The sequence below is a fragment of the Rhodococcoides kyotonense genome, assembly GCF_900188125.1.
Taxonomy (GTDB): domain Bacteria; phylum Actinomycetota; class Actinomycetes; order Mycobacteriales; family Mycobacteriaceae; genus Rhodococcoides; species Rhodococcoides kyotonense.
On the sequence record NZ_FZOW01000002.1, the window covers coordinates 243554 to 268447 of the forward strand.

The window sequence follows — 24894 nt, forward strand, 5'->3', positions numbered from 1 at the left end:
GGTCAGAACTCCCAAGCCTTGTGGGTGCGCAGGTCGATGGGCTCGATCCGACTGTTGACGATGTGGCCTGGGATGACGCGTGTCGTGTACGGCGCTGGAAGGGTTTGGCCGTCGACCGATCGGAGCTCTTGAACTAACCAGAATGTCGCGAATTCTCCTGGGAAAGGGTCGTTCTCGTAGTAGCCACCGGATGGTTTCGGTTTCGGGGTGGGGTTCCGTTCTCCGATGACGATGCGGTAGGCGGGTGCGATCTGGATTGTCACCCAGCCCTCGATGTTGTTGTCTGGCATGGTTACTCGACCTCCAGGAGGTCGGCGTGGTCCACTTCGACGACATACGCGTCCGGGAGTGTCACATCGATTCCCTTGGCCTGCTCTACCTGCTGGATTTCTCGGGCGCGGGTGACCTGTAGCAACAGTTCGATGGCGAGGTCGTGTGCGCGGTCGGGGGTGAGACTCCACTGGTGGACGAGTTCGCCGTGGTTGTCGCTCTGGTGGAACCAGGCGGTTTTCTCGGTGTCGGCTTGCGCGAACAGGGAGATGTTGAACTCGACGGTTGGTGTGTTGTCGTCGAGGAGGTCGCGGGTGAGCGCGGTGATCGGTCCACCGGTGGCTGCTCGAAGGCCTGCTATTTCGGTGCGGTTCGTATACGCTGCCATGTGAATTCCTTATTGCTCTGGCGGGGTGGTGGTGGATTCGAGCCCTCGGCGTTCTTGCGGTCGCACCCGCGGAACTGCGTCGGGGGTTTTCTTTTGTCCGCAGCTCACGCGGTGAGTTGGCGCTGATCGGCTTCGATGCCGAGAGCGGTGAGCAGTCCAGCGACGGGGACGATGTAGCGCCGTCCGATTCGGAGGACCGGCACGGGGAATTTGCCTGCCTTCGCGAACTCGTATCCCTTGACCTGACCGAGTCCGAGAACAGAGCTGGCGGTTGGGACGTCGGTTCGCACGCCGAGCGCTCTGACTTCCTGTTCTGTCCAGTTGCGTTTGATCACTTTCACTCCTGTGAGGTGGCCGTATCCGTAAATGACAGGCATGTAATGACTGTCATGTAAGAACGTAACCCTGGTGCTAAGTGTTGTCAACAGTCAGAAACCATGTCATGCTGAGCCTGTCATTAAGTCGAACGGGGAGAAGCGTTGAAGATCGAATCCGTAGTAGGGGAGAGCGTCCGGCAGGCAAGAAAGTCGGCCGGGATGCGGCAGGAAGAATTCGGGGCGGCACTTGAGCCGCTCCTCGGTCGCGCGTGGAGTCGGCAGGCGGTATCTACGGCCGAGCAGGGCGGCCGATCCTTCACCGCCGTCGAACTGATCGCGATCTCGAAAGTGTTGAACACCAGCGTGTCTGACCTGTTCCTGCTGCCACCCACGGTCGATTCGATCGAGCTACCGACTGGTGAGTCGATCGAAGCGTCCCGGATGTTCGAGCTCTCTCACGGCGCCTACGCGGCGCAGGACAGCGACGAGCAGCTCGACGCTGCCATCGCGCAACTGAAGGCAGCGATCGCGCACACGGCAGCTGTAACGGCATCTGCGACAGCGAGTTCGGAGAGTCTCGACGAGGCCTGGGCGAAGCTCAACGCACTGAAGGTGACGAAGTTCCTGTTCAAGCCGACGCCTGCGCGAGACGAGGAGTGACACCGTGAAGGGTTCTGTCTCCAAGCGCTGCAAATGCCCCATCGAGTACGACGCGCGTGGACGTCGGAAGTCGTGCCGCAAACCGCACGGCTCCTGGACGTTCCTCGTCGACATCGGCATCGACCCCGAGACAGGCAAACGCCAGCAGGTCCGCAAGTCCGGGTACCGCACCAGCGACGAAGCCGAGGCCGAACTCGCGAAGTTCCTCGTCACCGTCGGAAACGGCCAGGTCTCCCACGATCGGCAGCTCACCGTCGAGGCCTACCTGCTGTCGTTCCTGGAGGCGAAGAAGGCAGCGGGGATGCGCCCGACCGCGCTCCGTAGCTACACCCAGCACGTCCACTCCTACCTGATCCCGCACCTCGGCAGGCTCCGACTCGGTGACCTCCGGGGCCACCACATCGAGAAGATGCTCCAGGCGCTCGCCGAGCCGCCATCGGCGCCGGCCGTCGGCGCGAAGATCAGCAAGGGGAAACGACGCAACCCGAAGCCTCGCAGCGCGGCCACCATCCGCCGGATCCACGCGACACTGCGAAGCGCGTTGACATCGGCGCAGGCGAAGCACCTGGTGCCGTTCAACGCAGCGAAGAATCTGGAGCTACCGAAGGCTCGGCGGCCGAAGGTGAAGCCGTGGGAGGTCGACGAGCTCGGCACGTTCCTCGATCACGTCTCAGGTGAGCGGCTGGGTCCGCTGTTCGAGGTGTCCGCGATGACGGGCCTGCGGCGCGGTGAGATGTGCGGCCTTCGATGGGACGACGTCGACCTCATCAACAAGGTGATCACGGTTCGGCAGCAACTCGTCGAGGTCGACGGCACCGGAATCGAGTGTGATTATTGCCACGGCGAGCACCGGCAGTTTCAGTTCGGAAAGCCGAAGACCGAGTCCGGTGAGGACCGCGTCGTCGACCTGGACGAGCAGACTGCTGGAGTGTTGCTGGCGCACCGATTCGCGCAGGATGCCGAGCGGATGGCGTGGGGGAGCGGCTACTCCGATCACGGGTTGATCTTCGCCCGCGAGGACGGCACGCCGATACCGCCCCAGAGCGTCACAGAGCGCTTCAAGAAGGTCTGCCGGACCCTCGGGCTACGCGAGATCCGCCTGCACGATCTGAGGCACGGACAGGCCAGCCTTCTTCTCGCGGCCGATGTTCCGCTCGCTGTCGTGTCGAAGCGGCTCGGGCATTCGTCGATCGCGATCACCGCGGACACGTACTCGCATCTGCTCAAGGGTGTCGGGTCGAAAGCAGCCGAGGCGGCAGCCGGTCTGGTGCCTCGGAAACCCCGTGACCAGGCGTTGCAGGAAACCGTCCGTGACCATTCGGTGACCACTTCGGGTGATCTTGAAGCCTCGGATACCGCCTCTGACCAGGAGTTGCCTGGTCAGGATGGTGCCCCCAGTAGGACTCGAACCTACGACCTGCGGATTAAAAGTCCGTAGCTCTACCAACTGAGCTATAGGGGCGCGGATCGAAAGTGTAATGGTGCACATCGAGGGTCGAGCGAGGTACCCCCTTGCCTCGCTATCGCCCGAAGCTGCTGCAGCCTTCGGGTGCAGGCTTACCTGCGAGACGGTCGTCGATCCACGCGTGCGAACCAGGTAGTCCGGAGAGCGCGACGACGAGGTGTTCACCCACGTACTCCTCGAGCCGCACGTTCGCGCCGTGCGCGCACCACTCGTCGTACAAGGTTTCGGCGCCCTCGCGGGGGATCCAGAACTCCTGCTGTCCTTGATAGATGAAGACGGGCGTCGTCGGTGCGAGATCGCCACCCATGCGGGTGTCGGCGATGATCGCCTCGGCGATGGGAGTTCTGTCGACGTCGGGAATGTCGGACAGTGCTTGAACCGGTATCGGTGCCACCAGGCCGCCCGGTGCCAACAGGTAGATGCACATGTCCTTGGCGATCTGTGTCAGGCGCAGTCCGTTGGCGTTCATGAGCTGGAACATCTCCGGGTACTCACGGGCGACTCCCATGGCGGCCGAGAGGAACAGCGTCGACGCGGCGTTGGATCCGTTCATCGAACGCAACAGGATTCGATAGTCGATGGGCGCGCCGCCGAACGCAGTGCCGACAAGGTTGACGTCCGGGGCGTAGCTGGGGGCTAGCTGAGCTGCCCAGCCCGACGCGATCGCACCGCCCGAGTACCCGGTGATCGCGATGGGTGACTCGTGTGGCAGCCCGAGTTGCGGCAGATTCACCATGGCGCGCAACGCATCCAGGACGGCGTGTCCTGCCATACGGCCGGCGGCATAGGCCTGCCGAGGCCCCTGATGATCGGTGACGACGACGGCATAGTTCTTCGCCAGAAACAGTTGCACCGCAGCGATTTCCGGTGCGATTCCGCGTGGCATGGTCCACGACGGCGCGCAGGTGTTTCCGAGCGAGTCGATCGCCATGTTGTACGCGACGACCGGACGCGGGCCGGGTCCGGTCCACGGGGCGGTGGGGACGATCACAGTCGTCACGGCTGCGACAGGGCGATTCTTGGAATCGGTGGAGCGGAAAAGGATCTGGGTCGACCTGGTCGGCGTGATGAGCGGCCCGACGGTGACCTCCCGCGTATCGAGAACCGTTCCCGGAGCGAGCTGTTCGTAACCTTCGGGCGGATCGAACCACGGTTCGCCCAACGGCGTCGGCTCGGCCAAGGAAGGGTCTTGGGGAGGCGACACGAAGTCCGACAATGGATCCGCGTCGACCGTGTGCGGGGATGCCAGAACGAGGCACAGAGCGAGAATCGTTGTTGCCGAACGGGTTAAGAGTTGTGCGCGGGACATGCTCTCACCTGGATTCGTAGTCGTCGTCGACCCGATGTGTTCTAGATCACAATAAATGCACTTCGATGCGGTGTGTGAAACATGGTCCGTGTCGATTTCGAACTGTTATCTGGAGCCTGGGACGAAATTCATTCGGAGGTAGGGGTTTATCGGCTCTCGGTGCAGATTCTGTGCCGAAGTATGTTGTGGCACACCGTATTCGGAATCCGGTATGGAAATCGATCGTGAGGATGTCAATTCCATTATCCGAGACAGTAATTCGGAGTTCAATTACCTCTGTCGATACCGCTCGACAGTCATGAGTTCGGGTTTCCTGTCGTTTCGGTCCAATGCGGTGGACAACCGGGCCGACGGCCCGTTTTCCGCTGCAGCGTTCGCGGGATCCGGTGTCGCCGATGTGAGATTTGCTTGGACGTCGCCAGCGCAGAATTGGGCGAGGCGCGAATCGGGGGCCAGTGCCGCAGGAAGTGAGTGCGCGGCGGAAAGGGGCGACCCGAGTGCGCACCCCCTGCAGCGCACTCGAGCCGCACAGAGCATACCACTCGGATTGTTTGTTGCGGTCCTTCGAATTGTCCGATTCCCGGTTTATCAGGGACTTCCAAGCTGGAGGCCGGTCATTTCGTGCTCCGGTGAAGTAGGCTCGAATTTGCGGTACGCCCGCAGATAGAAGCGGGTCGCGTGGGTTCGGAGGGCACGGAAAGCAATGGCACAACAAGAGCGCGCACGTAGGACCCGGGCAGCGATCGTCGAGGCCGCGGCATCGGAGTTCGCCCGGCGCGGGTATGCGGCGGCGTCGGTCAACACCATCCTGGAAGGCTCGAACGCCACCAAGGGCGCGATGTACTTCCACTTCCAGTCGAAGGAAGACCTGGCGAGGGCGGTGCTCAGCGCAGCCCTGGACAGATATGTCGCGATCACCGAGAGGTGGAAGAACTCGACGCTGCACCCGTTCGAGGTGATCCACGGGATCATCGACGACATCGCCCGTGGTTTTCAGGCGGACGTCATCGTTCGAGCGGAGTTCCGTCTCATCGTCGAGCCCGAGTTCTACAGCGAGGTCCAGTCCGGCGGTGGACGAGTGTGGGGAATGGCAGGCCTGGAGCTGGCCCGTCGGGCTCAGTCCACGGGTGACCTCTCGGCCGAGTTCGCCCCCGAGAAGTTCATCAGGGTGTTGTCGGCGTCGCTTGCCGGTCAGCGGTACATGGCGGACCTCATCGCCGACAGCAGCGATCTCCGCGCGATGTTCGAGGAATCGCTCGAGGTCGTCCTGTTCGCGATGGCAACACCACAGTGGCTGGATCGGTGGCGGACCCACGGATGGCCCGAGAACACCGCCGCGGTCGTCGAAAATGCCTCTGACCTGCCGGTTTGAGTTTTCCGAGAGAAGTGTCCTAAGCTATCCCAGCTCCCAACGGAACGCCGTTGAGGGTAGCGCCGGAGCAATCCGGCGGGCCCCCTTCGTCTAGCGGCCTAGGACGCCGCCCTTTCAAGGCGGTAGCGCGGGTTCGAATCCCGTAGGGGGTACGGTAGGACACGGTCGGAATTGACAAACCGGCCAGCAGTACAGCAGTCTCTTGCAGGCCGCCGCGGTTCGAAGCAGAAAAAACATCTGCTAAGGTTTGCGGCAGTGAATTTCAGAGATGAAATTCGAGCAAGGCCCTGTGGCGCAGTTGGTTAGCGCGCCGCCCTGTCACGGCGGAGGTCGCGGGTTCGAGTCCCGTCAGGGTCGCAAAGTCGATACGAAAGTATCTGACTTGCGTGCGGTAGCACCGGGTTTCCCGGTGGGTAGCGCAACAGGCCGGCATCGGAGTTTCGAGAGTTGTGGGAATTCCGAAGTCGGCTTTGGCATTGTCACCGGTGCCGCACGGCCAGGTAGCTCAGTTGGTACGAGCGTCCGCCTGAAAAGCGGAAGGTCGCCGGTTCGATCCCGGCCCTGGCCACCACAATTCGTAGTCGCGCTGTCGTATTCGATGCGCATCCGCCGAAATTCACGGCGAACATATTCTTCCCGATATCGCGCAGCCCACACGTGGCTCGGAATCGAAAACCCAGCAGTCCGAATCACATTCGCGAAGTGGCCATAGCCCGAGTCGTGGCGAACGTGGCATCGCGGCGACTCCCGGCCTACGCTGATTCGGTGGACGTCATCGAACACGCGCAAAGCGATCTCGCGAGAGGCGACAACGCCGCGGCGCGTGACCGGCTCTACGCCGCCTTGAGGACTGCCCCGGCGTCGCAACCCATTCTCGAGCTTCTCGCCTACACACACCTACTGATGGGCGATCGCGCTGCCGCGGGCGCGGCGTGGTTCCTGACGGGCAAGACCGACGACGACCCCACTGCATCGGCAGCTTTCGCTGCGCTCGAGGCTCGGCACCCGTCGCCCATCGGGCTGGCGCGCGTCCTCCCGATCAATGCACCGTCGGAGTACTACCCCGTACAGGCCCAGGAGCGTCTCCTGCGACTCACGGCCGCGGTTCGGAGCACCGGACAGGAGTGGGTCCCCCCACGCGACACGATCTACTTCGACGAACTCGGCGTCGACACGGACGATTTCTTCGACGACGCGTTTCCGACGTCCGGCGATGCGACGGCGGGCTCGGGTCGGCCTTTCCGGCAGCGAATCGTCGCGACGTTGATCATCGTCGCGATCGCGGCGACGTCGGCGTCCGTCGTGCTGGCTCTCGTGTTCTCGTAGGGCGCGAGAGGGCCACGTGCGTTGCCGCGTATTGTGTTCCGCGGGTCATTCACGGATCGAACCGAATACCTTCTGACGAACCTAGGACGATCTCATCGACGACACATCGCGTGCAGACACACCGCGTGACGACAACTACGACGTCAACCTGGCTCAAGCGCGTGTTTTCGCTGCAGGGCTCGCGGAGCACATCGAGAAATGCACGACGTCCATCGAGATCGCGCAAGCTCGTGCGTTCCGCGCGCGTGCCGACAAAGCGCTGACACGCGCGCGGGAGCTCGAGTCGCAGGCGAGCACGCTGCGACTGGAGCTGTACGAGATGTACCGTCAGATCGACAAGATGACGGCGCGTTTTCCCGAGTTACGCGGAGACACTGTTTTCCGACGCTGATCGTGCCGCGAGCAGCGAGCCCCAGCGCGCCAATGCGACTCGGCGAGTGTCGGAATCGCCGCGATCCTTGCCCTCGGCCAAGGTGATGACCGCACGCGCCAGCTCGAAGAGGCTGACGCGGTTGTCGCGGGCGGTGGCGAACAAGTCGTCGACGGCCGCCGCGACGCTACCGCCGCCTACTCCGACGAGCACGCCCGTCGCGATGTCCACATCGGTGCGTGAAGCGGGTCCCCGAGACGCCGTTGTATCGGGAGTTCTGTCTGTCATGAACGTTCCTTGCGAGTTCGTGGTGGTGGACGGAATCGGACCAGCCGACTCTGAGACGCAGTTCACTCTCGACGCCTCAGAGGTCGCTCACTCTGCCATACGTCACCGACGGGAAAGTAGCCGACGCACTAAGACTCGGTTGGTTTGGCGCGAACGTGCATTCGTTCACCCTGCGGGCCGAACAGACTGAGTAATTCGACGGGATTACCGTCGGCAGCGCCGAACCAATGTGGGACGCGTGTGTCGAACTCGGCGGCCTCGCCGGGCTTCATGACGATGTCGTGTTCACCGAGCACGAGCCTCAACTTTCCGTTGAGGACGTACAGCCACTCGTACCCTTCGTGGACGCGAGGTGACGGCTCGGACCGGACGGGGTCGACGACGATCTTGTAGGCCTGCATGCCGCCCGGGCGACGCGTCAGCGGTTGGATCGTGACGTTCTCTCGACGGACAGGTGTGCCCTTGACTCGGGGGTCTTCGACGGGTGGTTCGCTGACGAGTTCGTCCAGCGGGATCTGGTGTGCGCGGGCAATCGGCAGCAACAGTTCGAGGCTCGGTTTGCGGTCACCCGATTCGAGCCTCGACAGGGTGCTCAGCGAGATGCCGGTGGTGTCGGCGAGAGCTGCGAGCGTCGTACCTCGTTCGTTGCGCAGGCGTCGCAGGCGTGGGCCGACCCCTGCGATGACGTCGTCGATCTCCTGCTCGGGCGTGCTCATCTCTCTATTGCAGTTTCAGCAAACCGATTTGTCAACTACAGGCGAGCTTTGCCTGGTCGTAGATGCGCTGAGCTTGCTCGGTCGACGGACGGGCATCACCCGACGCCGCCTCGACCTCGAGTTCGGAGACGATGGCCGACTCGTCGGTGCCGCTCGCGATCTCGACGCACGTGCTGTTCAACAATGCCTTGATCGCGTTGTCGTCGCGGTTCTCGGCAAGGGCTCCGAACTGCGCGCGGAATGCGACGACGAAGGCCTGGACCTTGGCGTCGTCGAACAGATTTCCCGCCTGCTCGCCGACGCTGGCGGCGACACTGCTGGCCGAACCTGCCGCGTTGTCGAGCGTCTGATTCGCATCCGCCTGGTCGTCGGCGCTGCAGCCTGCCAGAACGAGTGCGAGCGACAAGCCGGACGTGATCGCGAGCTTTCGGAACTTCATGGGGGTGATCGTAGCTTTCGAGTCCGAACACCGGTGCCGCGGAAACGAACCGCACGGACGGGTGAGGCGCTCATACTTGTGCGGTGGCCACCGATGTCGCGTCGTCGACCGTCCGGGTTCGACGGTCGCGGATACTGCGCAACGCTTACGGAAGTGCAACCGCCGAAGCGTTCATGATCATTGCGATCGCGACGATTCTCGTCACACGCCTGTACCTCGAACTGACCGGCTATCCCCAGGTCGGCGGTGGCACCTTGCATATCGCGCACGCGTTGTGGGGTGGTGCCGCGATGATGCTGGCACTGCTGGCGGGCTGGATGTTCATCGGCTTCGGTGTGCGCACGTTCGCGGTCGTGCTCGGCGGAATCGGATTCGGCCTGTTCCTCGACGAGGTCGGCAAGTTCGTCACGAAGGACAACGACTACTTCTACGGGCCGTCGGCCGAGATCATGTACGTACTGGTCGTCGTCGTTCTCGTCGGGAATCGAGTCGTCCGTGACGCACGTCGGCCGTCCCGCGACGAAACGCTCGCCAATGCTGCTCTCATCGCCGCGGAAGGCGTCGCGCACGGGCTGCCGGAGCATCGGCGTGAATGGGCGTTGCGTATGGTCGATCGCGCCGAAGCAGAGGGAGCCGAGACCCGGACCGTCGACGGTCTGAGATTGCTGCTCGAGAACTGTGGGCCCGGCCGCGCGCGACTCTACGACGCCCGGAACGTGCTTCCGCGCTTGATACCCGGGTTCTTCAAGAGCCCACGGTGGGTGCCGGTCGTGGCGTGGGCGATGACGCTGGCGTCGTTCGTCGGCGTCGTCTTCGGCATCGTGCAGTTGGTGCTCGGCGACCTGCATTTCGATTCCGAGGACACCACGATCGACATCGACAAGATGGGAATTGCGAGCGGCATTCTGTTCGTGTCCTCGTGCCTGACGTTCGCACTGTCGCTACCCTCGGTCGTCGCGCTGCGAAACAGGAAACTGTGGCCGCTGCGCATGCTGCGAATCGCGGCGCTGATCTTCACGTTGCTCAATGCACTCGTCGATTTCGCGCAGCAAGGATTCGCGGCTCTGTTCAACGTCGCGATCGGATTGTTCACCATGGCGGTCCTGTCGCATCGAATCACTGTCAGAACCGCGGAAATCGCCGAGGACAACGCATCTCACGGCGATGTTCTGTCGATGCCCGAATAAAGTGTCAGCGACCGGGTACTGGTGAACGTTCGACGTTCGTTCGTGAACGGATCGACGAATTCGATCGACCGAGCGAGGAGCTGCAGCGGCGCGGAATAGTCGTCGCCTGGTACATCGTAGAAGTCCGGATAGAAATTGTCGCCGAGGATCGGAACTCCGAGCGAACTCATGTGCAACCGAAGTTGATGTGTGCGACCGGTTCTCGGACGCAGTCGATAGAGCGCATGGACACCGTCGGTCTCGAGGATATCGGCGCGTGTCTCCGCATTGGGTTCCCCGTCGACCTCCTCGGCGCGAAGTACTCCTCGCTCCTTGATCATTCGGCTGCGGATGGTCCGCGGAAACTCGAGGTTCGGATCGAATCGAGCGACGGCGTGATACTCCTTCTCGACGGTCCGCTGCGCGAACAGATCCTGGTAGGCGCGTCGGGCTTCCGGCCGCGCAGTGAAGATCAACACGCCCGCCGTGAGTCGGTCGAGTCGATGCGCCGGACTGAGATCCGCCATGTCGAGTTCACGTCGGAGCAGGACCAGAGCCGATCTCGCCACGTAGGCACCGCGTGGCGTCGTCGCAAGGAAGTGCGGTTTGTCGATCACCACCAGGTTGTCGTCACGATGGAGAATCTCGATCGGAAACGGCACGACCGGCTCGACCGGCTCGTCGCGGTAGAGGTAGATGTCGGCGCGCGGCACGAGCGGGGTGTTCTCGTCGATCGCAGTCCCTTCGGCGTCGACGACCTCGCGTCCTGCGACCTTCTCGCGCAAACGGTCCGCGTCCTGCGGAAATCGGCCGGTGAGGTACCCCAGAACGGTCGACGACGACTGCTCGTCGGGCATGCGAACGCGAGTCGGTCCGAGGCCGTTGCGTATCGGGAGGGGAGCGCGGGCCATGGCGCTCAGCCTATCCGCTTCAACAGTTGCCGGTTGCCGGCTCACCTCGGAACCTGGCGTCCAACCACAGGTACGCCTCGGGGAGGCCGAGGACGGTGGCCGAAAAGTGTTCGGCCGCTGGGTATCCACGGAACTGCACGCTGGCGCCTGCCGCGCAGTATCGACCGACCATGTCGCGGACGGGCTGGAACGGCGCGATGAAGTCGTTGACTCCCTGCCACACGAACAGGGGTGCCGTCGGAATGCCGTCGTAGAAGGCCACACTGTTCTCGCGCAGCACTTCCTGCGCGCTCGGTGTCTCCGCGAGCGATGCGGCCGTCGTCAGATCCCTGGCGCTGTGGAATGCACCGTCGATGAGAATGGACCGCCGGCATTCGTTGAACATTTTGTTGCGCAGTGCGATTCCCTGGTCGTTGAGATTCTCGGTGATCGGGAAGCGGTCGGGATATTCGCGTTCCAGGCCGAGCGCGACGGCCATCGCCATGCCGAAACCTGGATGCGGCAGCGGGCTGTAGGCGAGATTCTGAGCGATCTGGGCCAGGTCCGACGGGATTCCGCCTTCGGCGATGCCCGCGATCTTCAGTTCGGGCGCATAGCTGGGCGCGAGCGCGGCGGCGAACGACGTCGCCAGGCCGCCGCCGGAGTAGCCCAGCAGGCCCACGGGGGAGTCGGCGAGTGGGAGTTGCTGGAACCGCTGCACTGCGCGTACTCCGTCGAGCGTCACCTGACCTGCCATCTTGGCGGCGCCGTACGCGGCCGTCGGGCCGAGGTAGTCGGGCACGGCGACGGCCCACCCCCGGGCGACCATGCCCAGATAGACGGCGGGAGCCTCGATCAACTCGTCGGAGAACAAGCCGTGCGACGGGGCGCACTTGGTTCCCAACGCGTTGACGATCGCCTGGTACGACACCAGCGGTGTCCCCTCGCCTCGGCCACGCGGCATCAATACGGTCATGACCGCCGCGATCGGGTCGCCGGCGGAGTTCGTCGAGCGGTATGCGATCTGCCAGATGTCGGTGTTCGGATAGCGGGGGTCGTCCGCGCGTCTGCTGTTCAGCACGTCACCGGGCGCTGCGTCACCGATAGTCGGCGGCGCGGAATAGAAGGCATCCGGGTCGGGGGACAGTGCGACGGGGTCGGCGCCCGCGGCAGGCGCCCCGGAGAGCAGGGCGCATGTCGCAGCGACGACGACGAAGACTGCGGTGAGACGAGTGCGCACGGTGGTCCTTTTCCTGGCGTGTGGGGCGGATCAGACGGTGACGGGGACTTCGGGCAGGCTGCCGACCCTCTTGGGGAGGGCAAGTGCCAGCAGTGCGGCGCAGGCGACCACCGCCGAGAGCACGTAGAAGACGTGGCGTTGCGCGACGACGTACGGCTGGGCCGCGTCCCATCCGACGCTGCCCGCGGGCACCGACGGGGTCAGTTCGGACAAACGGTGGAAGAACAGGAGACCGATCAACGCAAGCCCGACGGCCTGGCCGACCTGCTGCACCGTCGGAATGATGCCCGACGCGGAACCGACCGTGGACGAGTCCGTGCCGGAGACGATGGTCGTCTGCAGCGGAGCGACGAACACGCCTATGCCTGCGCCGCCGACGAACAACGGAACAGCCAGCGCCAGAAGGCTTGTCGCGGTCGACTCGTGGTAGGACACCGCCGCGAAGCACATCATCGATACGCCGAACAGTACGAACCCGAGCGGCAACATGCGAGTCCCGATGTGCCCGAACAACATCGGTGACAGAACGGAGAACAGTGCCGCGCCGACCGCGAAGGGAACGGTGACGAGTCCGGTGCGCATCGGTGTCAGCTCCAGCCCGAACTGCAGGCTCAGCGACACCGTGAAGAAGAACCCGGTGAACGAGCCGAACATCAGAATCGACAACGCACATCCGACGGCGAACGTGCGCCGCCGGAACAACTCCAGCCGCAGCATGGGCTCGTGATTCGCCCGGGACCAGCGTATTTCGTGGATCACGAACAATCCGATGAATCCCAGAGACGCGACGAGAGTGAGGATCGTCGTCGTCGACCATCCGTGGCGGTAACTGTGGACGAGCGGATGGACCAGCAGAACCAGGCCGAGTGTGGACAGCACGACACCGCGAAGGTCCAAGCGCGGCAGGGCGGCGGGTTTGGCGTCGGACAGGCTGGACGCGGCGATCACGAGTGCCGCCAGTCCGAGTGGGACGTTGACGAAGAACACTGTCCGCCAGCCCCATTCGAAGAGATCGAGAGAGACCAGTACTCCGCCGATCGACGGGCCGAGAATGGCCGCGCCTCCCGCCGTCGCACCGTAGAGTGCGAACACGACGCTGTGGCGCGCGCGAGGGAACGACGACGCAATGACCGCGACGGTCTGGCCCGACACGAGTCCGCCCGCGATTCCTTGCGCCACGCGCGCGGCGACGAGAAGTTCGGGCGACGACGCGGAGCCGCACAGAATCGATGCGACGACGAAACCCGACATGCCGCAGACGAATACCGTTCTACGACCGATCAGACCTCCGAGCCACGCGCCGGTCAGGAGCGTGCACGCGAACGCGAGTGTGTACGACGAGACGATCAGAGCCTGGGCGCTGGCGTCGGCGCCGATGTCGTCGGCGATGGACGGCAGCGCCACGTTGACGATCGTGACGTCGATCATCAGCATGAACACCGCCACCAGACATGCGCACAGCCTGCGGCGGGCGATGTGGCGAGTCGACGTCACGACGATTACGCGGTCCTTCCCTCTACCGAGTCCGCGAACGAGTAGTCACCGGTACGTGCGACGGACAGAAAGACCTCGCCGATGGCATCGAAATAGCGCTGGATGGACTCGCGTGCGACGTCGGTGCCAGGGAACATGAACGTCGCACCGGTGTGGTCTTCGAAGCGGTTGATCCACATGTAGACCTCGTCGGAACTGCCTTGATTGCCGAACAGTCCACCGTTGACGCTCGAGACGATGTCGGCGCCGGGGAGCTTCCGCACGTCGACATACGAGATCATCGGCGCCGACCATCCAGGCTGCGTCGTGATCCCGCTGTCGGGTGCGACGAGTTCCAGCACGCGGTGGTAGGAGACGTCGGACAGGAGCTTTCCGGCTTCGAACGCACGCTGTGCGACACCGGCGAGGTGTGAGAACGTGCGCGTTCCCGACACCGTGAAGTGCACCGGGATGAGGCTCGAGAACCATCCGATCGCGCCGAACTCGCCAGGCGTCGTACGTGTGCTTTTCGGGGTGAGCCCCAGATAGCCTTCCTTGCCGATCAATTCGTATTCGGCGATCGCCGCGGCTGCGAAGATGCCGCCGGTGATCTTGGCGCCCGCGCGCTCGCAGGCCTCGTCGAACGCCTCCGCCAGGCCCTTGTCGAACAGAGGGATGTCTCGGACTTCGGAACGGGTGTACTCGTCCGTGCGTGCGTCGAGGGGCAGTGCGAAGGTCGGCAGATCACCGCCGTTTGCGCGGACGAGGTCGATCCACGTGCGGACCTCGCGTGATTCCAGCGTCAGTTGTGCACTCGCCTCGCGTTCGCGTGTGCAGTACTCGAGGTAGCTGCCCATGCACGGCTGCACGTTCAGTGTGCCCGCTGCGGCGTCGGTGTACAGGGTGCGGAGCTCGAAGAACGTGAGCGCCTGGGAGATGCCGTCGGTGTTCAGATGGTCGACGCCCGCATAGACGGTGAAGGTGTCTCCGTGGTCGATGACGCCGAACGAGAAGCAGTCCCAACTGGTCGGACCAGGAGTGGTGTCCTGGACGTGCTCGCGTAGGCGTTCCCGACTGTCGAAGTCGCCGTGATAGGTCGGAACCAGCTCGATGGCATCCGGGTCGGTGACGTGGCGAACGACGCCGTCCTCGTCGGTGTGGAACCAGCTCGCGAACGTGTCGTGTCGCCGGACGAAGCCGTTGATCGCCTGCGTCATCGCGTCGAGGTCCAACGGCTCGAAGATGTCGAAGGTGACCAGACACAGTCGCGAGAACCTGAAGCCCGAGTCGCGGTTACGGTATGCCGACTTCAGATACTCCTCCTGAATGTGCGACGGCGGTACCGGGTGTGGCGGGGCAGCATGCACGCGGGCAATGGATTCGGCAGTCGGCTTCCAGGTCGTGACGTGTCCGGGAACGGGGTTCCACTCTCCGATGAGTCCGAAACTGACCACGCGAACCTTCTTTCGTGAGCGACGTGCAGAATGAGTGCGCAGCTCCGATGTGCCCCCGCGCGCCGTCAATCATGGTGGGGCAGAGGCCCCGACGTCGCATGTTTCGTGTTGTGAATGGCCCCAACGTTCACGACGGCGCACACCGACTTCTGACAGACTTGCCGTCGGGCGCCGTATCTGCCGCCGACGTCGACATAGCATTTCGCAAATGCCGTATCGCTCCGTCATGTCCTCGATCGTCACCGTGGTCGTGGCGTGCACGCTCTTGGTCTCCTTCGGAACGCCCTCTGCCGCAGCACCTTCCGACCGCATCGTCACGGTGGAGGTGTACTCGCCGTCGATGGACCGATCGATCGAGCTGACGGTCCTTCGTGCCGCAGACCCGAACACCCCGGCGCCGACGCTGTACCTGCTCAACGGCGCGGCAGGCGGTCTCGGCGGCAGCAGTTGGTTCGACCGCACCGACATGTCGAACTTCTTCCGCGACAAGCAGGTCAACGTCGTCGTTCCCACCGGAGGCGAAGCGAGTTACTACACCGACTGGTACCGCGACGACCCGGTTCTCGGACGCAACAAGTGGTCCACGTTCCTGGGCCGGGAATTGCCACCCGTCGTCGATACCGAATTCGGCGGCAACGGTGTGAACGCGATCGCGGGTATTTCGATGGCGGGAACGTCGGTGTTGCAGTTGGCGATCGAACATCCCGGACTGTATCGCGGGGCCGCGTCGTACAGCGGGTGTGCGATGACGTCGGATCCGTTGGGTCGGGCCTACGTGAAATCCGTCGTCGAAATGCGCGGTCGCGGAAGCACTCTCAACATGTGGGGGCCCGACGACGATCCGGCCTGGGTGGACCACGATGCCTACGTGAATGCAGAGAAGTTGCGCGGAACAGCGATCTACGTCTCGAGCGGTTCGGGATTGCCGGGACCGCTCGATACGCTGAGCGGTCCCGACGTCGGTGGAAGCCCGAGCAAGCTCGTCGAGCAACTCGCGGTGGGCGCGCTCATCGAATCCGCCACCGACCGCTGCTCACGGCAGCTGCAGACCAGGCTCGATTCCCTCGGCATCGCAGCGACTTACAACTTCCGAGACTCGGGCACACATTCGTGGGGCTACTGGCAGGACGACATGCACGACTCGTGGCCGCTGCTGGCGTCGGCGATGGGCGTGGCGCAGTGAGTCCCGGGCTTCTTCGACATTCGTGGCGGGCGACCGAGTGGTCGGTGACCGAACTCGTCGAGGCCAAAGGCGGCCGCACGGTGTCGGTGGTGCTGCCTGCGCTGAACGAAGAAGCGACGGTGGCAGGCGTCGTCTCGTCGATCGTTCCGCTCCTCGGCGGCCTCGTCGACGAACTGGTCGTCGTGGATTCCGGTTCGAGCGACGCCACCGGCGCCGAGGCGCGTCGTGCCGGGGCTCGGGTCGTCTCGCGGGAGGACGTACTGCCCGACGTGCCGCCGCGGCCGGGGAAAGGCGAGGTGCTGTGGAGATCGCTCGCGGCGACGACGGGCGACATCGTCGTGTTCGTCGATTCCGACCTCGTCGATCCCAGCCCCGACTTCGTGCCGTCGCTGCTCGGACCGCTGTTGCTCGGCACTCGTGTGCAGCTCGTGAAGGGCTTCTACCGTCGGCCACTACGTGTCGACGGCATCGCCACCGAGCACGGAGGCGGTCGCGTCACCGAACTCGTCGCGCGGCCGCTGCTGTCCTCGTTGCGGCCGGAACTGGCGGGCGTGCTGCAGCCGTTGGGTGGTGAATATGCCGCAACGCGGGAGCTGTTGACGTCGATCCCGTTCGCGCCGGGATACGGCGTCGAGATCGGGATTCTGCTCGACACGTACGACAGACTGGGGATCGACGCGATCGGTCAGGTCAACCTCGGCGTGCGCGCGCATCGGAACCGTCCGACGGCCGAGCTCGCGATGATGAGCCGTCAGATCATCGCGACGATGTTCGGCAGGCTGGGAATCGCCGACTCGGCAGTCGATCACGTCGTGTTCGGATCCGAACACGACCCGTTTCACTCGGTCACCGGGTCGTTGATGGCGACGGATCGCCCGCCGATGAATCGCGCCGCCGTAATCAGCTCACGCTAGTCGGGGACGGCGTTAGGCTCGAGCGATGACCGCAGGTGGCGCGTGGACCGCATCCGACATCGCCGATCAATCCGGCCGACGCTTCATCGTCACCGGGGCCAACAGTGGGCTCGGGGAGGTGACGGCTCGTGCCCTCGGTGCGGCTGGCGCCGACGTCGTACTGGCGTGTCGAGATACTCGAAAAGGCGATTCCGTCGCGCGGAGTATCGGGCCGCGCGTGCATGCGCGTCGGCTGGATCTGGCGGATCTGACGTCGGTGCGCGAGTTCGCGCACACGGTCGAGAGCGTCGACGTGCTGATCAACAACGCAGGTGTGATGGCGATACCGAGTCGCCGAACGTCCGACGGTTTCGAGATGCAGTTCGGCACCAATCACCTCGGCCATTTCGCGCTGACCGGTTTGTTGTTGCCGCGCATCACCGACCGCGTCGTGACGATGTCGAGTGGACTGCATCAGATCGGAAAGATCGACCTGACCGACGTGAACTACGACCGCAGACCGTACCGTCGATGGGCAGCGTACGGGCAGTCCAAGCTCGCAAACCTCATGTTCGCGCTCGAGCTGGATCGTCGTCTTGCGGCGGCCGGGTCTTCCGTGAAATCGCTTGCGGCTCATCCAGGTTACGCGCGGACGAATCTGCAGGCGCACACCGAGTCGATCCAGGACAAGGTGTTGGGCGTCGGGAATCGGCTGTTCGCGCAGAGCGCCGAGATGGGTGCGCTGCCCGAGCTGTACGCCGCGACGTCACCCGACGTGACCAGCGGGCTGTACATCGGCCCGGACGGTCCGTTCGAACAGCGGGGGTACCCGAGGATCGTGGGTTACAGTGCGCGAGCTCGTGATCGGGCCGTGGCCGCCGGCCTGTGGGAGAAATCGGAGGAGCTGACCGGAGTGACCTACCAGTGGCACGACGAGTAGCTGCCGTGCCACTGGCCGACATCAGATGGTGACGACCATCTTTCCGGTGTTCTCACCGCGCAGCAGGCCGATGAATGCCTGCGGCGCGTTCTCGAGCCCGTCGACGACGGTTTCGTCCCACTCGACGACGCCGTCGGCGAGCCACTGCGCCATCTTCTCGGAGAACTCGCCCGACAGCTGACCGTAGGAGCCCACGATGAAGCCCTTCAGTGTCAGCTCCTTGCCGATGGCGAGAGCGAGGTTGCGCGGTGCAGGAGTCGGTTCCGTCGCGTTGTACTGAGAAATGGCTCCGCACAACGCAAATCGGGCGTACTTGTTGGCCGACGCGATCGCTGCCTCGAGATGATCACCGCCGACGTTGTCGAAGTAGACATCGATGCCGTCCGGAGCAGCTTGTGCGAGTTGCTCTTTCACCGAACCGTCGTGATAGTCGAATGCCGCATCGAAGCCGAGTTCCAGCAGGCGCGCCACCTTCGCGGGCGAACCGGCGCTGCCGATGACGCGAGATGCACCGAGCGCCTTGGCGATTTGCCCGACGAGCGAGCCGACGGCACCGGCGGCGCCGGAGACGAACACGGTGTCGCCCTCCTCGAACTGCGCCACCGCGGTGAGCCCGGCGTACGCCGTCAGACCGGTCATGCCGAGCGCGCCCAGGTACGCCGACGCCTTCGCCTTGTCCAGATCGACCTTGCGCACCGACTTGGCGTCGACGACCGCGGCGTCGCGCCAGCCCTTACCGTGTGACACGGCGTCGCCGACTGCGATTGCGTCGGAACGGGATTCGACGACCTCGCCGATCGCGCCTCCGTCGAGCGGCGCGTCGAGTTGGAACGGCGGGACGTACGACTTCACGTCGTTCATGCGTCCGCGCATGTACGGATCGACCGACATGACGGTGTTGCGGACGAGGATCTGGCCGTCCTCCAGCGCGGGCAGATCGGTGGTGACGGTGCGGAAGTTGTCCGTGACCGGCTCACCGTGTGGACGGGATGCGAGATGAATTTCCTTGGCTTGCATGGTGTTCGGCCTCTCAGTCTTCGGTGACCGTCACGGTGACGTCGATGTTGCCACGAGTCGCGTTGGAATACGGGCACACCTCGTGGGCCTTGTCGGCGAGCGCCTGAGCCTCGTCGCGGCCGAGGTTCGGCAGCGTCACCTCCAGAGTGACCTCGAGCTGGAAGCCGCCTTGATCGTTCGGGCCGATGCCGACGCGCGCGCCGACGGCAGAATCGGTGACGTCGGCCTTGTTCTGCCGGGCGACCAGCTGCAGTGCCGAGTGGAAGCACGCCGCGTAGCCTGCGGCGAACAGCTGCTCCGGGTTGGTGCCCTGGCCGTTGCCGCCCATGGCCTCAGGAATGGCGAGTTCGACGTCGAGCAGACCGTCGGAGGTACGTGCGTGGCCGTTGCGGCCTTCGCCGGTAGCCAGGGCCTCGGCGGTGTAGATGGTCTTCATGGAAGTAGTCACCCTTTCGTGGTGTGGAGCGCGTCGGTGAGCTTGACCAGCGAATCTCGTAGATGTTCGAGATCCTCGACGGTCATTCCGGTCTTGCCGGCAAGTTCCTTCGGAATGTCGAGTGCCTCGGTACGTAGTGCACTTCCGGCTTCCGTCAGATAGATCTCGACGCGTCGTTCGTCCGTCGTGAGGCGTCGACGCTCGACGAAGCCCAGGTTCTCGAGCCGCTTGAGCAGCGGCGACAGGGTTCCGGTGTCGAGATCGAGTTCGGCGCAGATGTCGCGGACTCCTCGTCCGTCTTTCTCCCACAGCACCAGAAGCACGAGGTACTGCGGATACGTGACGCCCATCCGCTCGAGCATCGGGCGATACACCGCGGTGGTAGCCCGCGATGCGGAGTACAGCGCGAAGCACACCTGACGGTCGAGTGCGAGTTCGTTGGTCACCTGAAGAACGGTAGTGCACGTTTATGTTGTGCGCAACCTAGTTGCGGCTTCGCCGCCCGTGCGTGGAGAGTTGGTACGGCGACCAACTCTCCACGCACAGGTGCGTCAGCGCAGGGTTTCCTCCAGACCGTCGAGCACGATCGTCGCCGCCGTCGGCCCGGCATTGAGGTACCACGGGTCGTCCTCGACCGAGACGACGTGGCCTTCGGTCGACGCGCTCATTCCGGTCCACAGAGGATTCGTCGTGTACTGCTCGGCCCGGGAGCCGGCGTCGGACTGCTGGCTTCCGACGAAAACCCAATCGGCGTTGGCCAAGTTGATCTCCTCTTCGCTGAAGTCCTGTGAGGTCTTGTCGAACTGCTGGCTCTCGGGGCGGGCGAGGTTCGCGTCCCATGCGATGTAGCCGGCGAACGACGGGACGCCGAAGACTCGTGCGCGATCTGCGGTGAACCGGACGAAGGAGACCGTCGGCTCGTCCGGAAGCGAGTCCCCGAGATCGTGTGCACGCGAGACGAAGTCGTCGATGAACGACTGTGCCTGCTCGGTCCGGCCGACGGCATCGGCGAGCAGGAGGAAGTCCTGCTTCCAGTTGACTCCGGTGCCCTCGGTGAGGACGGTCGGTGCGATTGCCGACAATGTTCCGTAGCTGTCCTCCGACGCGGCCTTGTTCGCCAGGATCAGATCGGGCTGGAGGGCTGCGATGGCTTCGAGATCGGGTGCCTGACGGTGTCCGACGTCGACGAATTCGGCCATCTGTGAAGCGTATTGGGGAAATTCCCTCGCGATGTAGTCGGGAACGAGCGCGGCGCCGTCACCGTACGCGACGCCGGTCGGCAGAACGCCCAAGGTCAGGATGCTGTCGAGTTGCCCCGTCGCGATGACGACGATGCGCTTCGGTTCGGCCGTGATCTCGGTGGTTCCGCCGAAATGCCCGACGGTGCGGGGGAAGACGCCGTCGTCGACGCCAGGGGAGCCCATGCCGTCGGGCACTCCGGTAGGGCCGGGGGCTGCGGATTCTGCAGTGGTCGGGGTCGGGGTTGGCGAGCTGGTCGCGGCTGGTTCGGTGGTGCCGCATGCAGCCGCGAGTGCGACGGCGGCGGTGACGATCGAAAGGAGTAGTGCGCGTTTCACGGTGCCTCTTCGTGCGAGATTGCTGAGCAAGGTGAGGCAACGCTATCCTGACTCCGGCGAGGAAAACAATATCTGTGTCAGATATAGTTTTGTGTCGTGAGTAACTCGAACGACGATCTGGCCAGGGGAGTGCTCGACGCGGCGTTCGACCTTCGTCGGGTGTTGCGCGCACATCTGCCGGAGTCGGGAACCGACGAGACACTCCCGTTGGCGCAGGCTGAAGTAGTGCGTACGGTCCTGGCGTTTCCCGACAGTCGGATCGGCGACATCGCCACCCGTCTGAAACTCCGGCACAACACCGTCAGCACTCTCGTTCGAACCCTGGTCGACAAGGGTCTCCTCGACCGTCACCCCGATCCGACCGACGGCCGAGCCGTCGTACTCCGCGTGAACGAAGAACGAACGGCCCGGCGGGAGCGTCGCACGGATCGCCGGATCGAGGTGCTGTCGGCCGAGATCGGTCAGCTCACGCCCGCAGAGCGACGGGCGGTCGAGAAGGCTCTACCAGCGATGGTGAAGCTGAACGAAGGGCTACGCCTCGTGAGTGAAAATGTATAGAGGGCTATACATTTTCACTCACGTAGGGAACGCGCCGCCTCCACCAGATTCCGCAACGACGCCTCGACCTCGGCGGCACCGCGAGTCTTCAAACCGCAATCGGGATTGACCCAGAGGCGTTCGGCCGGAACCGCTTTCAACGCCGCGCGCAGCGACTCCGCGATTTCGTCGACGCCCGGAACACGTGGTGAATGGATGTCGTAGACACCGGGTCCGACTCCGAGGTCGAAGCCGACGCGATTGAGGTCGTCGAGCACCTCCATGTGCGAACGCGCCGCTTCGATGGACGTGACATCCGCATCGAGTGCGACGATCGCATCGATGACCTCACCGAACTCCGAGTAGCACAGATGCGTATGGATCTGAGTGGAGTCCGCGACACCGGATGTGGCCAGCTTGAACGCCCGCACAGACCACCGAAGGTAGTGCTCCTTGTCCTTGGCCCGCAACGGAAGCAGCTCGCGCAGAGCGGGTTCGTCGACCTGGACGATCCGAACGCCCGCAGCTTGCAGGTCGACGGTTTCGTCGCGGATCGCAAGTGCGACCTGGTCGGCGGACTCCGAGAGCGGCTGGTCGTCGCGGACGAAGGACCACGCCAGAATCGTCACCGGCCCGGTCAGCATTCCCTTGACCGGCTTGTCGGTCAACGACTGGGCGAAGGTGATCCAGTCGACGGTCATCGCACCGGTTCGGCTGACGTCGCCGAACAGAATGGGCGGCCGAACGCACCGAGAACCGTACGACTGCACCCATCCGTTCGTCGTCGCCGCGAACCCGTTCAGCTGCTCGGCGAAGTACTGCACCATGTCATTGCGCTCCGGCTCGCCGTGCACGAGCACGTCCAACCCAATGTTCTCCTGCAGTGCAACGACTTCCGTGATCTCGGCCTTCATGCGACGGAGGTACTCGGCCTCGTCGATCTCGCCGTTCCGCAGCGCTGCCCGTGCGACACGAATCCGTGTGGTCTGCGGATAGGAGCCGATCGTGGTGGTAGGTAACGGCGGCAGACCCAACGTCTGGGACCGACGCCGTTCCTCGGCGGAACTGCGATCCACCGACAATCCGGCGTCGAGGCGGGCCCGGATCGACGCGTCGTGCAACCTCGGGTCGGCGCGACGCGTCGCCGATGCTGCTCGGGCTGCGGACAATTCGCTGTCGACGGCGTCGGTGCCGTAACGTAGCGCTCGCGCCAGAACGGTGATCTCGGCAACCTTCTCGGAGCCGAACGCGAGCCACGACCGTAGCGGATCGGCGATCCCGTCCTCACCGTCGAGCGTGTACGGAACATGGAGCAGCGAGCAGGAACTCGACACAGCAAGGGATCCGACGCTTCCGAGCAGACTCGCCAGCGTTGCAAGAGATCGATCCAGATCGGTTCGCCAGACGTTCCGGCCGTCGACGATGCCGGCGACGATCCTCTTGGTCGCCAACGACGGAACCGCAGCAACCTGTTCGACTGTTCCCGGCGCAGTCAGATCGATCGACAACCCCTCGATGCCGGTCGACGCGAGCACCGGCAGTGCGCCGCCCAGATCCCCGAAGTACGACGCGAGCAAGATGGCAGGTCGGGTCTCCAGGGCACTGAGGTAGTCGTATGTGCGCTTGGCCGAATCGATCTCGTCCGACGTCCGGTCTGCCACCAAGGCGGGCTCGTCGATCTGAATCCACTCGGCACCTGCGTCGGCCAGCTGCTTCAGCAGGTCCGCGTAGAGAGGGAGGATGTCCTCGAGGCGATCCAACAGGCGTGCGTCGTCGATCGATTTGGACAGCAGTAGGAACGTGACGGGCCCGAGGACGACGGGTCGAGCGGGAATTCCCAGTGCCCGAGCCTCTTTCAGCTCGTCGAGGAGTTTCTGCGGATGCAGCGAGAACGTCGTCGTCGACGAGATCTCCGGCACGAGGTAGTGGTAGTTGGTGTCGAACCACTTGGTCATCTCGAGCGGCGCGATGGTGTCGTTGCCTCGCGCGGCGGCGAAATAGCGGTCCTTCTCGTCGGCTATGTGCTGCACGCGCTCGGGCAGTGAGCCCAGTAGTACGGCGGTGTCGAGGACGTGGTCGTAGTAGCTGAACGTGCCGACCGGGACGGAGTCGAGGCCTGCAGCGACCAGGGCTTTCAGGTTTTCCCTACGGAGTGTCTCGGCCACCGATTCGAGAGCGGCGGCGTCGATCTTCCCTGCCCAGTAGGACTCGACGGCCTTCTTCAGCTCTCGTTTCGGACCGATCCGCGGGGAGCCGAGGACCGTGGCGGTGAATTCGAATGTCACTTCGTCTGTCTCCAAGGTGCATCAGATGGGAGGATCACCACCGAGCGCGCGAGAAGCCTGAGTGAGCCCATGGAAGAACACGCTGCAGGTCTACTCGCCCATTCCACGAGGCGGTGAACCGCTGCACACGGCGTGCACAGCACAGAAGGCAGGTATTCGGACTCGCAGGCACGCGACCTGAATAGAAGGTCGCATCTACTGGCCGTCGCTTCCCAGAGAGGCTTCTCCAGTGCATATGACGGCGGTCGTTCCTGCATACCGCTGCGGGACAGTCCCGGATTCACACCGGGTTCCCTCTTGCGTCACCGTCTGCGGTCTTCGGGGCTCCTCACGACCGCTGGGCGAACCAACTGCAGGCATGAGCATAGGTGCACGTGGCGTCTGTGTGAATCGGTAGCCTTCCTCCATGCCCGACGTGCCGCCGTTCAGCCCGACGATCATGTTGCTGACGACAAGCCGCATCTGGGATGCCGAGTTGAACGAGGGATTGAAGCCACTGGGCCTGACGACGCGAAAGTACGGCCTGCTCGGGCACATCCGTCGCACCCCGGACATCTCGTTCAGCGAACTCGCGAGGCGCTCCCGCATCACCGTTCAGAGCGCCCACACGGCAGTCGCCGCGCTGAAGGACAAGGGCCTTGTCGACGACGCCACCGCGCACGCCGGGTCCGCGTCGACGCTGCGGGTCACGGCCGACGGCGAGGAGCTGCTGACTCGCGCGGGTGAGGTGGTCGCCGAGCTCGATGCCCAGTTCACGGCCCGGCATCCGGAGCTGACGGACGCGCTGAAAGCCAACATGACGCGGCTGCTCGCGCAAGCTGACTGACCTCTGCGTCATGTTCGCGTCGAGTCCTGCTTCGGACGACATGTCGGACCCAGCCAC

At 64.0% G+C, this 24894-nt stretch carries 25 protein-coding genes, 4 tRNA genes, 1 pseudogene and 1 riboswitch; of the genes and pseudogenes, 13 read left to right on the forward strand and 17 right to left on the reverse strand.

Annotated elements, in window-relative coordinates; all coding sequences use genetic code 11:
* Window positions 1-2: 2 nt before the first annotated feature.
* The 3 genes from CHB96_RS03925 to CHB96_RS03935 form a co-directional block, all read right to left on the reverse strand.
* Window positions 3-290: a hypothetical protein gene (locus CHB96_RS03925; protein ID WP_089243283.1), complete on the reverse strand. Its 288-nt coding sequence runs from the start codon at window positions 288-290 to the stop codon at window positions 3-5.
* A gap of 2 nt (window positions 291-292) precedes the next feature.
* Window positions 293-658 carry a hypothetical protein gene (locus CHB96_RS03930; protein WP_089243285.1) on the reverse strand — a complete coding sequence of 122 codons (366 nt, stop codon included), beginning with the start codon at window positions 656-658 and terminating at the stop codon, window positions 293-295.
* A 104-nt stretch (window positions 659-762) separates the two neighbouring features.
* Complete coding sequence (locus tag CHB96_RS03935; RefSeq protein ID WP_089243287.1) at window positions 763-1035, reverse strand: hypothetical protein; 273 nt, start codon at window positions 1033-1035, stop codon at window positions 763-765.
* A 102-nt stretch (window positions 1036-1137) separates the two neighbouring features.
* On the opposite strand from CHB96_RS03935, the gene CHB96_RS03940 reads away from it, so the two are divergent.
* Together CHB96_RS03940 and CHB96_RS03945 are read left to right on the forward strand one after the other, a co-directional pair.
* Window positions 1138-1635: a helix-turn-helix transcriptional regulator gene (locus CHB96_RS03940; RefSeq protein ID WP_141136433.1), complete on the forward strand. Its 498-nt coding sequence runs from the start codon at window positions 1138-1140 to the stop codon at window positions 1633-1635.
* 4 nt (window positions 1636-1639) lie between these two features.
* Window positions 1640-2800: pseudogene (locus CHB96_RS03945) on the forward strand (site-specific integrase); the annotation flags it as partial.
* A 221-nt stretch (window positions 2801-3021) separates the two neighbouring features.
* Here CHB96_RS03945 and CHB96_RS03950 read toward each other — a convergent pair.
* Window positions 3022-3097, reverse strand: a tRNA-Lys gene (locus CHB96_RS03950).
* 58 nt (window positions 3098-3155) lie between these two features.
* Window positions 3156-4409, reverse strand: a complete 1254-nt coding sequence (locus CHB96_RS03955) for a lipase family protein (RefSeq protein ID WP_089243291.1) — start codon at window positions 4407-4409, stop codon at window positions 3156-3158.
* Window positions 4410-5112: 703 nt separating this feature from the next.
* On the opposite strand from CHB96_RS03955, the gene CHB96_RS03960 reads away from it, so the two are divergent.
* The 5 genes from CHB96_RS03960 to CHB96_RS03980 all read left to right on the forward strand — a co-directional run bounded on the left by CHB96_RS03960 (window position 5113) and on the right by CHB96_RS03980 (window position 7107).
* Window positions 5113-5781 (forward strand): TetR family transcriptional regulator, encoded by a 669-nt coding sequence (locus CHB96_RS03960; RefSeq protein ID WP_089243293.1) that lies wholly within the window; start codon window positions 5113-5115, stop codon window positions 5779-5781.
* A gap of 79 nt (window positions 5782-5860) precedes the next feature.
* Window positions 5861-5933, forward strand: a tRNA-Glu gene (locus CHB96_RS03965).
* Window positions 5934-6064: 131 nt separating this feature from the next.
* Window positions 6065-6138 (forward strand) — tRNA-Asp (locus CHB96_RS03970).
* A gap of 137 nt (window positions 6139-6275) precedes the next feature.
* Window positions 6276-6352 (forward strand) — tRNA-Phe (locus tag CHB96_RS03975).
* A gap of 194 nt (window positions 6353-6546) precedes the next feature.
* Window positions 6547-7107 carry a DUF6584 family protein gene (locus tag CHB96_RS03980; protein ID WP_089243866.1) on the forward strand — a complete coding sequence of 187 codons (561 nt, stop codon included), beginning with the start codon at window positions 6547-6549 and terminating at the stop codon, window positions 7105-7107.
* A gap of 361 nt (window positions 7108-7468) precedes the next feature.
* Here the strand turns inward: CHB96_RS03980 and CHB96_RS03985 are convergent, their stop codons facing one another.
* From CHB96_RS03985 to CHB96_RS03995, 3 genes are all read right to left on the reverse strand, one after another.
* The gene (locus CHB96_RS03985) at window positions 7469-7765 is read right to left on the reverse strand and encodes an ANTAR domain-containing protein (protein WP_245865211.1); all 297 of its coding nucleotides are present in this window, start codon (window positions 7763-7765) and stop codon (window positions 7469-7471) included.
* Window positions 7766-7893: 128 nt separating this feature from the next.
* Entirely contained in the window at window positions 7894-8481 is a 588-nt protein-coding gene (locus tag CHB96_RS03990) for a helix-turn-helix domain-containing protein (protein WP_089243297.1), read from the reverse strand.
* Between the two features lie 31 nt (window positions 8482-8512).
* Window positions 8513-8920 carry a hypothetical protein gene (locus CHB96_RS03995; protein ID WP_245865213.1) on the reverse strand — a complete coding sequence of 136 codons (408 nt, stop codon included), beginning with the start codon at window positions 8918-8920 and terminating at the stop codon, window positions 8513-8515.
* A gap of 83 nt (window positions 8921-9003) precedes the next feature.
* On the opposite strand from CHB96_RS03995, the gene CHB96_RS04000 reads away from it, so the two are divergent.
* A complete protein-coding gene (locus CHB96_RS04000; RefSeq protein WP_089243299.1) occupies window positions 9004-10107 on the forward strand; it encodes a hypothetical protein in 1104 nt (367 codons plus the stop codon).
* On the opposite strand, the gene CHB96_RS04005 is transcribed toward CHB96_RS04000, so the two are convergent.
* From CHB96_RS04005 to CHB96_RS04020, 4 genes are read right to left on the reverse strand one after another with little or no spacing between them, the layout of a single operon-like run.
* Window positions 10077-10997, reverse strand: a complete 921-nt coding sequence (locus CHB96_RS04005; RefSeq protein ID WP_089243301.1) for a pseudouridine synthase — start codon at window positions 10995-10997, stop codon at window positions 10077-10079. The genes CHB96_RS04000 and CHB96_RS04005 overlap by 31 nt on opposite strands.
* A gap of 19 nt (window positions 10998-11016) precedes the next feature.
* On the reverse strand, window positions 11017-12216 hold the full coding sequence (locus CHB96_RS04010; RefSeq protein ID WP_089243303.1) for a lipase family protein: 1200 nt from the start codon (window positions 12214-12216) through the stop codon (window positions 11017-11019).
* 30 nt (window positions 12217-12246) lie between these two features.
* Window positions 12247-13710 (reverse strand): DHA2 family efflux MFS transporter permease subunit, encoded by a 1464-nt coding sequence (locus CHB96_RS04015; protein ID WP_245865215.1) that lies wholly within the window; start codon window positions 13708-13710, stop codon window positions 12247-12249.
* A 5-nt stretch (window positions 13711-13715) separates the two neighbouring features.
* Complete coding sequence (locus CHB96_RS04020) at window positions 13716-15143, reverse strand: condensation domain-containing protein (RefSeq protein WP_089243307.1); 1428 nt, start codon at window positions 15141-15143, stop codon at window positions 13716-13718.
* A 208-nt stretch (window positions 15144-15351) separates the two neighbouring features.
* Between CHB96_RS04020 and CHB96_RS04025 the strand changes: the two genes are divergently transcribed.
* The 3 genes from CHB96_RS04025 to CHB96_RS04035 are packed head-to-tail and all read left to right on the forward strand — an operon-like array spanning window position 15352 to window position 18159.
* Complete coding sequence (locus CHB96_RS04025) at window positions 15352-16326, forward strand: alpha/beta hydrolase (protein ID WP_089243309.1); 975 nt, start codon at window positions 15352-15354, stop codon at window positions 16324-16326.
* Entirely contained in the window at window positions 16323-17240 is a 918-nt protein-coding gene (locus CHB96_RS04030) for a glucosyl-3-phosphoglycerate synthase (RefSeq protein ID WP_089243868.1), read from the forward strand. Before CHB96_RS04025 ends, CHB96_RS04030 begins: the two co-directional genes overlap by 4 nt.
* A 25-nt stretch (window positions 17241-17265) precedes the next feature.
* A complete protein-coding gene (locus CHB96_RS04035; protein WP_089243311.1) occupies window positions 17266-18159 on the forward strand; it encodes an oxidoreductase in 894 nt (297 codons plus the stop codon).
* A 21-nt stretch (window positions 18160-18180) separates the two neighbouring features.
* On the opposite strand, the gene CHB96_RS04040 is transcribed toward CHB96_RS04035, so the two are convergent.
* From CHB96_RS04040 to CHB96_RS04055, 4 genes are all read right to left on the reverse strand, one after another.
* Window positions 18181-19176 (reverse strand): NADP-dependent oxidoreductase, encoded by a 996-nt coding sequence (locus CHB96_RS04040; protein WP_089243312.1) that lies wholly within the window; start codon window positions 19174-19176, stop codon window positions 18181-18183.
* A gap of 13 nt (window positions 19177-19189) precedes the next feature.
* Entirely contained in the window at window positions 19190-19612 is a 423-nt protein-coding gene (locus tag CHB96_RS04045; protein ID WP_089243314.1) for an organic hydroperoxide resistance protein, read from the reverse strand.
* Window positions 19613-19620: 8 nt separating this feature from the next.
* Window positions 19621-20058 carry a MarR family winged helix-turn-helix transcriptional regulator gene (locus CHB96_RS04050; RefSeq protein WP_089243316.1) on the reverse strand — a complete coding sequence of 146 codons (438 nt, stop codon included), beginning with the start codon at window positions 20056-20058 and terminating at the stop codon, window positions 19621-19623.
* 105 nt (window positions 20059-20163) lie between these two features.
* Window positions 20164-21189, reverse strand: a complete 1026-nt coding sequence (locus CHB96_RS04055) for an ABC transporter substrate-binding protein (protein ID WP_089243318.1) — start codon at window positions 21187-21189, stop codon at window positions 20164-20166.
* 96 nt (window positions 21190-21285) lie between these two features.
* Between CHB96_RS04055 and CHB96_RS04060 the strand changes: the two genes are divergently transcribed.
* Window positions 21286-21747: a MarR family winged helix-turn-helix transcriptional regulator gene (locus CHB96_RS04060; protein ID WP_089243320.1), complete on the forward strand. Its 462-nt coding sequence runs from the start codon at window positions 21286-21288 to the stop codon at window positions 21745-21747.
* A gap of 14 nt (window positions 21748-21761) precedes the next feature.
* Here the strand turns inward: CHB96_RS04060 and metE are convergent, their stop codons facing one another.
* Window positions 21762-24011 carry a 5-methyltetrahydropteroyltriglutamate--homocysteine S-methyltransferase gene (metE, locus tag CHB96_RS04065; RefSeq protein ID WP_089243322.1) on the reverse strand — a complete coding sequence of 750 codons (2250 nt, stop codon included), beginning with the start codon at window positions 24009-24011 and terminating at the stop codon, window positions 21762-21764.
* Window positions 24012-24141: 130 nt separating this feature from the next.
* Window positions 24142-24377: riboswitch (cobalamin riboswitch) on the reverse strand.
* Window positions 24378-24417: 40 nt separating this feature from the next.
* Here metE and CHB96_RS04070 point away from each other — a divergent pair.
* The gene (locus CHB96_RS04070) at window positions 24418-24837 is read left to right on the forward strand and encodes a MarR family winged helix-turn-helix transcriptional regulator (protein WP_089243324.1); all 420 of its coding nucleotides are present in this window, start codon (window positions 24418-24420) and stop codon (window positions 24835-24837) included.
* Window positions 24838-24894 lie beyond the last annotated feature (57 nt).